Origin of the sequence: uncultured Marinobacter sp., assembly GCF_963974375.1 — a bacterium.
In the GTDB taxonomy this organism is placed as follows: domain Bacteria; phylum Pseudomonadota; class Gammaproteobacteria; order Pseudomonadales; family Oleiphilaceae; genus Marinobacter.
On sequence record NZ_CAXBDN010000013.1, the window covers coordinates 26,475 to 33,726 of the forward strand.

Below are 7,252 nucleotides of genomic sequence, written 5' to 3' on the forward strand. Positions count from 1 at the left end.
TCAAGTCAGCACGATGACGCCACCAGGCAATTCGGTGACCTTGGCGCCGTATGCGTCATGGATGAGTGCCACCACCGCGTCCAACTGGTCCAGCGAGAAGCGCGCCTGCACCCGGCGCGCGGCGATGGCGTCGTTCATCAGAATGATTTGCCCGGGGCGATAGCGGTTCACTTCCGCCACTACTTCGCTCAGCAACTGGTTATCGAAGATCAGCAACCGTTGGCGCCAGGCCACCACTGGTTCCAGCTCCACGCTTCGCGGGTGCCCCAGGCCAGCGTCGTCGTAGCGGATTTGCTGCCCGGCGATCAGCGGACTGCTTTGCCCCTGGCACGTCACGGTGATCCGTTCACCGAGGCAGGTCACCCATACTGCCCGCTCGTGCAAACGCACGTTGAAACGGGCCTTGCCCGCTTCAATCAGGCCGCCGCCTGCACGCACCCGCAGGGGCGCGCCGGATGCCCGACTGCTGATCTCAGCTTCGCCCGCGAGCAGGTCGAGTACAGGCGCTCCGCCCGTCCGAGCCAGATTCATGCGCGTGCGGGTATTGAGCGCCACCGTGGCCTGGTCGCCCACGGACACCTGGGTCTGCTCGCCCACGGCGGTCTGATAATCGGTGGGAAACCCGGGCACGCCGCTACCGCGCATGACCGGCCGCAACATCACGTACCCCAGGGAGGCCGCCGCCGCACCCATAAAGGCGCGCCGCCCCCAACGGCGGGAAGAGATGGGTGCCGAAGCGCTCTCCTCCCTCAGGGCGGGGCCCAATGCCGACCACAGCCCGCGCATTTCGTCGAAAACGCGCGCGTGCTCGGCACTGCGCGCCCGCCAGAGCTTGAAAGCCCGTGCGTCTTCGTCGGTGGCCTCCCCAGAGGTCAACTTGACCAGCCAGGTGCGCGCCTGCTGCTCCAAAAGTTCGCGTGAAACCGGCTCGTCCTTCGAAGGGGACATGCTCGCTCCCAAAGTCGATGGCTCTGTACTCATGACGGTGTTCCCGCACCGGGACCGAACCGCTGGATCACTTCACGGCCAACTTCCTCGCCACAAAAACGCAACGCCGCCTTGAGGTCCTTTTCCACGGTACGGGTGGACACCCCCAGGCCCGCGGCAATGTCCCGGTGCGGCTCGCCCTGCAACCGCGAGGCCATCAGAACGTGGCGCTGGCGAGCCGGTAGCTTTTTCAGTGCCTGGCGCAGAGCGTCAATATCCTGCCGCGCCGAGGTGATGGCCACCGGGTCCTGACCGGCGCCTTCCAAGTGGATCAGGGCGTCGACTTCGCTTTCCAGCAGCAGGCGGGCGCTGTCCCTGTGCCGGTCGAAGGCCTCGTTAAGCGCGGCGCGATAAAAATAGGCTGCCGGGTTGCGCACTTCCCGCGAATCACCGATCCGCTCGATACGCAGCCAGGTTTCGTGCAAAGCGTCATCGGCAAGGTCCGCGGAACCCAACTGTTGTCGCAGGCGCCGACGCAATTGATCGTAGTAATTCAGAAAGGCGTTACGCACTTTACTACTCCCCAGAGGGTGGTCCGCTCCCTTAAAGACAATCGCGCCCGTCCTTGGCTCGCTCGATCAGCACTGTCACCGGATTGGGCAAGGCCCGATTCGGAGGTCCGGGCCGCAACTCGTGCAACAAGGCGGCGATGGCTCGGTCACGCCGAGTTTCGCCGCTGAAGCTGAGAAAGTGCAGCTTGCGGACACGGCCTTCCGGGCCGACCCAGAGCTGAAGCGCGCTGCGAAACCCGCCAGCCCGGGTCAGCGGTTGCGAGCAAAGCGCCCGATCCAGAGCACGCTGCAACCGGGCGGCGTAGGAGGCCCCGCCCAACCCCGCCCGCGACAGCGGCTGCTCCGGCAATGCCGGCAACCGCGTCAACGTAAACGCCGAGCGCCCCTGATACACCGCCTGTAGCCCGGTGCCCCTCAACAGTCGCGTCAGCGCCACCCGGGCGGCGAAACGCCCCCGCACCGCTGAGGACACACGCCCCTGGAACAATTGACTGTCCACCAGCACCGCCATTCCGGTGCGTTGGCCATAGATATCCAACGCATCCCTCAGCGGCATTGCCGGGATATCGAACCACACAGGCTGCGCAGGAGAGGTCGTAGCGGCATCGGTGGGCTGGACAAACAGCACGCAAAGCAACATACAGGCAGCCCGGACACCCGTACGCAAAAGCACGTTCATTGGCAACCTCGGTATCAGAAACGTCGAGCCTGGTCGCGGGCGCTCGCCACGAAAGGCCCTCATGATGATCGGGAATGGTGACGTTTTGGTTACAGAGCCCTGACAGTCTGTCGGACGGCTAGAGGCGCCAAAGTACGCATGAAGGTGTTCTGGGATGTCTCGCCAAGCTCCGAGCATGTTTTCTCTGGTGAAACTGTTCTATAATCTGAACAGTTTTGCTCTAGCTCTAAAACAGAAAGCGTAAAAATGCCTGCCATCAAGTCTTTCACCGCCAAAGATGTTTGTGCCGCCTTAGGAGGAATAAGCCGGTCAAGGCTTCACATGTGGGCGCAACTGCCACCATTTTGCGACAGGCCAACTCGTGAAAGGAGCGCACGACGCTTCACGAAGGCAGATTTAATTACGTTCGCGGCACTGCAAACACTAGAGGACACCCTGGGTATGAAACGCAGAGATGTCCAACGGGTCTCAGCCGCAGTCCATCGTTATGTCAGCGCACCACGTCAGGCTCCTGGAGCTGAGTTAATTTTTATTCCACAGGAAAACCTGGACGAGGGAGAGGCCGTTCATTTGCTCCGAGGCCAGAATCCCACCGGCCTGGGCTGGGTTGTCGATATGTCCAAAGAGCGAGAGCGTATCGATGGGTACCTGGGACTCGAATGTTCTCAACGAGAGCTACCCTTGATCACAAACATCGCATCAGGGCAGCAACGATGAATTTGTTACAGGAATTCGGTGCACCTAACGAGAGTTGTGTGGATCTGCACGACAACCTGGATGCTCGTTGTCTGAGGTATACAGATCTATATCGGAATCGAGAACGCCCGCTGGTTGACTATGTTGTTGAACATCAGGTCCAGGCGCTGCTATACGTCGTCGACCAAACTCATTTTCGAGATGACGTGTTACCCGTTCGCGATCTCCAAAAAATTCTTGCCATGCGGGGTGAGCCGGCTTGGTTGGGTATATTGAAACCGGGACGACTGGATATTTACGCCACCGATCTGCGCCCCTCAGAAGACACGACCCCAGTCTGGTTTTCTCGCGATTCCAACGATGCACCAAGCATTCTTCCCAGACTTGCTCAGGGTGAGGACTTCGTAGCGCCTGCTACTCTGCGCCTGCGTGATGTCCTTCTCGATTTGATGAGCGATGCAGGCGAAGCGCTGCGCGATCTTGGCGTATCAACTCACGAGGCGATAGCACTCACGGGTAGAGCACTGTTTCTACGCTACTTGATAGGTCGAAAGATTGTGCTCCCCGAGAATCTGGCCGATATCGCTCCTAGTGCCAACTCACTGAAAGAGTGCATGGGCACAGATGTAGCACTGGCAGAGACTAATCACTGGCTCGATAAAACCTTCAATGGCGACCTTCTAACTCTCCCCACTACCGATTACGCCGTTTATTTCCGCCAATTAGTTCAACAACACGGGCCAAGTGTCACTCAACCTTTGAGCGCTATAATGACCCTTGATACCGCCATTGAACCCGGCGCGTCACAACAGCGGCTCGATTGGGGGGATCTTGATTTCGATCACCTGCCGATTGGTTTGTTAAGTGAAACCTATGAAGAACTGATTCATCGGTTCGATCAATCCGCCCGTCACGCCACGAGCGTGTACTACACGCCCTATCACATTGCCGAATACATGGTGGAAGAAGCCTTCCACGCATATCCGGAGGGCTCAAACTCGAAGCTACTGGATCCTGCTTGCGGGGCCGGCGTATTTCTAGTCGCCGGACTGCGTAAGTTAGTGGAATTACGCTTTCGCGAAACTGGTAAACGACCATCGCGCCAACAAATTCGAGACATGCTTCATGAACAACTGGTTGGCTTCGATACCAATAGTCATGCCCGCACGCTTGCAGCATTAGCCCTATACCTGACGGCCCTTGAACTTGATCCACATCCCGCACCACTTGAAGAGCTGCGTTTCAAGAAACTTGAGAGCAGTGTTCTCATCAACGTTGCTGACCCGGAATCTAACAGTAACAAGCTAGTGCCTATGGCAGGCAGCTTGGGTGATCACGTGTTTGATCACTACCAGCATGCCTTTGACCTCGTCATTGGCAATCCGCCCTGGACCAGTTTAACCAAGGAGTACCGAAGCATTGAACGGATTTTTACCAAGAGGTGTAGAGAGGTAGCTGCACAACGCGGTCTGGATAAAATTGCCAAGTCTTACCATAATCCAGATGGCGTTCCCGACTTGCCCTTTGTTTGGGGGGCCATGGCTTGGGCCAAGCCGGGTGGACGCATTGCTTTGGCATTGGCAGGGCGCTGGCTGTTCAAACAATCTCAAAAGGGAGCTGCGGCTCGCAATGCGATATTCGATGCCCTGAAAATAACGGGTATCCTGAATGGTGCTGCACTGAGGCAAACCCGGGTCTGGCCAAGTGTAGATCAGCCGTTCTGCCTACTGTTTGCCGACAATGAGCTGCCAGAGCCAGATAATCAGTTTATCTTCGTTAGCCCACATTATGAACCAAACCTGAACGGTAAGGGTCTGTTGCGAGTCGATGCTAGTGACGCCACTCCGGTCGCTTTTGATCTGGTCAAAGCCAATCCGGCTGCGCTAAAAACCTTGTATCGCGGCACTGTGCTGGACCTCGCCATCATAGAAAAGATTAAACAACACACAAAATGCACTGTTGGCGACTATTGGGAGGAATGCTCAGGCCTTTACAAAAGCCAAGGTTTTCAAGTGGCAGGTGGTGCCCAAGACGATAGCTTCCTTGTGGGAAAGCCAGAGTTACACGCAAATTACAACCTACAGCCTTTTTTGGTATTGGATAAAAAACTTAGTCGCTATACCCCACGAGGACTTCACCGCGCTAGGTCACCAGAAGTCTATAAGGCACCTATATTGCTGGTAAGAAAATCTTTGCGCGAAGATCGCGCTAGAGGGAGAGCACTCCTCAGTACTAGTGACATTGCATTTTCTGAATCTTATTATGGGTACTCTGCATCGGGCCATCCATTATCAGGCTTCCTTACACACTACCTGCTGGTATTGCTTCACAGTAAGCTGTTTGAGTATTTCACGTTAATGACAAGCGGAGAGTTTGGGGTTGAACGAGAAGCACAGCAAAAGTTGGATATTAACCGCCTACCCTTTATACCACCAGAGAATCTATCAACAGATCAGCGCCAATCCATCGAAACCTGCGCGCAGAGTCTGATTAGTAACCATCCCGATTGGCCGTCGCTCGATTACACCGTCGGCCAGCTCTATGGTTTGTCGACTACCGACCAGCAGGTTCTTTCGGATACTCTCATGGTAAATGCCCCCTACGCATCAGCTCGCGACAAAGGGTTGGCGAAGACCGAAGAGGAACAAGCTCAGGCTTTTATCGTTTGTTTGAAAAAAGAACTGGCTGGGGTACTTGGTGCAGGCGGCCATCAGGTGCAAGTACAATTCTTAAATAATATCAAGGCAGCCCTCCCGTGGCGCTTTATTTCCATCACATTGGAGGGGAGATCAGCACCACTTGAGCTTCCTGAAAATTGGATCCAACAAGTAAGCAGTCTCGGCGTCAGCCGAATCACTTTACTAAGTTCGACGCAGCCCAGCTTGATAGTTGGGCTCCTTAACCGTTATCGATACTGGACACAAAGCCAAGCCCGCCTGCTTGCATCAGATCTGGTCTGGGAATACGGGGCGCGTTTAGAGGAGCTCAGTCAGCAATGCGTGGATTGATGACAGGGCTGGGCACAGACGCTGAAGGTCCATGCAAAATTCCAGTATTCTTAATGGAAGTAGTTCAAAATGCGCTCGCTCACGCCTGGCGTCAACTGCTCAAGGAAGTCGCCGAAGGGCAATTCTCCATTTGCGGCGAAGAAGAAGACACCATTACTGAGCGGCTTTACATGATTCTGGATGAACTTTCCAGCAATCATCCAGAGTCTATTAAAGGGCTTTCACTTTTTCAGACCCCTGTTCGAGAGGGTAACCTGCGAAATCGAACAGGAACCAGGCTCGATTGCCAGCCCGATCTCACATTCCGTCCGCTTCGGGGTCAATTGGTCACCAGAAGCAATGCGATGGCAGCAATACTAGTCGAATGCAAACCCATCGATTCCGCACACCCTATCGGCAGTTCCTACTGTAAGGCGGGCATAAGCCGGTTTGTTAAAGAAGATTATGCTTGGGCAGTAGACCGCGCTCTTATGTTGGGATATGTTCGCAACATCTGTGATCTGCCTAATGGCCTTGCTTATGTACTAGACGGTGCTACGGGGCAAAAGGAGTACCGCGTCAAGAACAGTGTAGCCTCACTTGGCCAGACCATTTATGGTGACGGTGTATATTCGAGCGTGCACTATCGCGGCTCTAACGCAAGCCGCCAAACTTCTAACCTGCCGATTGCCTTACATCACCTATGGTTGAAGACTGAAGAGCCCTGTGAGAACACCCATTGTAAAACATCAACATGAAACCCCAAGGGTATGCGCACAATTTCCTGCATAGAACACCAGAGCCTCTGACGGAACTTACGGGTGGCATACTGGCTTCCCTGATCCGAGTGGAACATGACTTTCTCCGGTCGACCACGCTGCTCCCAGGCGTGATCCAGAGCCTTTACAGTCAGATCCGCATCCGGCCTGGATGACATCGCCCAACCAACAACGCGGCGGGCATACAGGTCTAGCACGACAGCCAGATAACTCCACCGCTGGCCGCTCCAGATATAGGTGATGTCACCACACCAGACCTGGTCGGGCTGCTCTACCGCAAACTCACGATCCAGGTGGTTCGGGATATCCGGTCGCTCAACGGTGGCCTGCTTGTATGCGTGAGGGCCTGGCTGCTTACAGATCAGGCCCAGTTCGCTCATCAGACGTCGAACCTTGAAGCGACCGACGACAACACCTTCCTCGCTGAGCAAGCCTTTGATTGTCCGGCTGCCGGCAGAGCTGCGGCTCTTGGTAAACAGGCGGTTTACCTGAGCCTTCAGGGCCAGACGCTCCGCATCCACATGGTTCCGCCGTTGGCGGTATTCGTAGTAGCTGGAACAGCTTATATCGAACGCAGTGCAGACCATTTCAACAGGCATTCGCTCACTCAAC

Annotated in this window: 5 protein-coding genes and 1 pseudogene; 2 read left to right on the forward strand and 4 right to left on the reverse strand. The window is 55.8% G+C overall.

The annotated features are described in order from the left end of the window. Genes AAC035_RS02090 through AAC035_RS02100 form a run of 3 tightly spaced genes read right to left on the reverse strand, consistent with a single transcriptional unit; the run spans position 1 to position 2,178 of the window. On the reverse strand, positions 1-948 hold the full coding sequence (locus AAC035_RS02090; protein WP_339799517.1) for a DUF4880 domain-containing protein: 948 nt from the start codon (positions 946-948) through the stop codon (positions 1-3). A gap of 29 nt (positions 949-977) precedes the next feature. Then, on the reverse strand, positions 978-1,499 hold the full coding sequence (locus AAC035_RS02095) for an RNA polymerase sigma factor (protein WP_339799519.1): 522 nt from the start codon (positions 1,497-1,499) through the stop codon (positions 978-980). A 31-nt stretch (positions 1,500-1,530) separates the two neighbouring features. Then, positions 1,531-2,178, reverse strand: coding sequence for an STN domain-containing protein (locus AAC035_RS02100; RefSeq protein ID WP_339799521.1), 648 nt, complete (start codon positions 2,176-2,178; stop codon positions 1,531-1,533). A gap of 755 nt (positions 2,179-2,933) precedes the next feature. On the opposite strand from AAC035_RS02100, the gene AAC035_RS02105 reads away from it, so the two are divergent. Beyond that, positions 2,934-5,882 carry an N-6 DNA methylase gene (locus AAC035_RS02105; protein WP_278350824.1) on the forward strand — a complete coding sequence of 983 codons (2,949 nt, stop codon included), beginning with the start codon at positions 2,934-2,936 and terminating at the stop codon, positions 5,880-5,882. Then, the gene (locus tag AAC035_RS02110; RefSeq protein ID WP_278350823.1) at positions 5,870-6,619 is read left to right on the forward strand and encodes a hypothetical protein; all 750 of its coding nucleotides are present in this window, start codon (positions 5,870-5,872) and stop codon (positions 6,617-6,619) included. Before AAC035_RS02105 ends, AAC035_RS02110 begins: the two co-directional genes overlap by 13 nt. A 38-nt stretch (positions 6,620-6,657) precedes the next feature. Here AAC035_RS02110 and AAC035_RS02115 read toward each other — a convergent pair. Next, positions 6,658-7,252, reverse strand: a pseudogene (locus tag AAC035_RS02115) (IS3 family transposase); the annotation flags it as partial.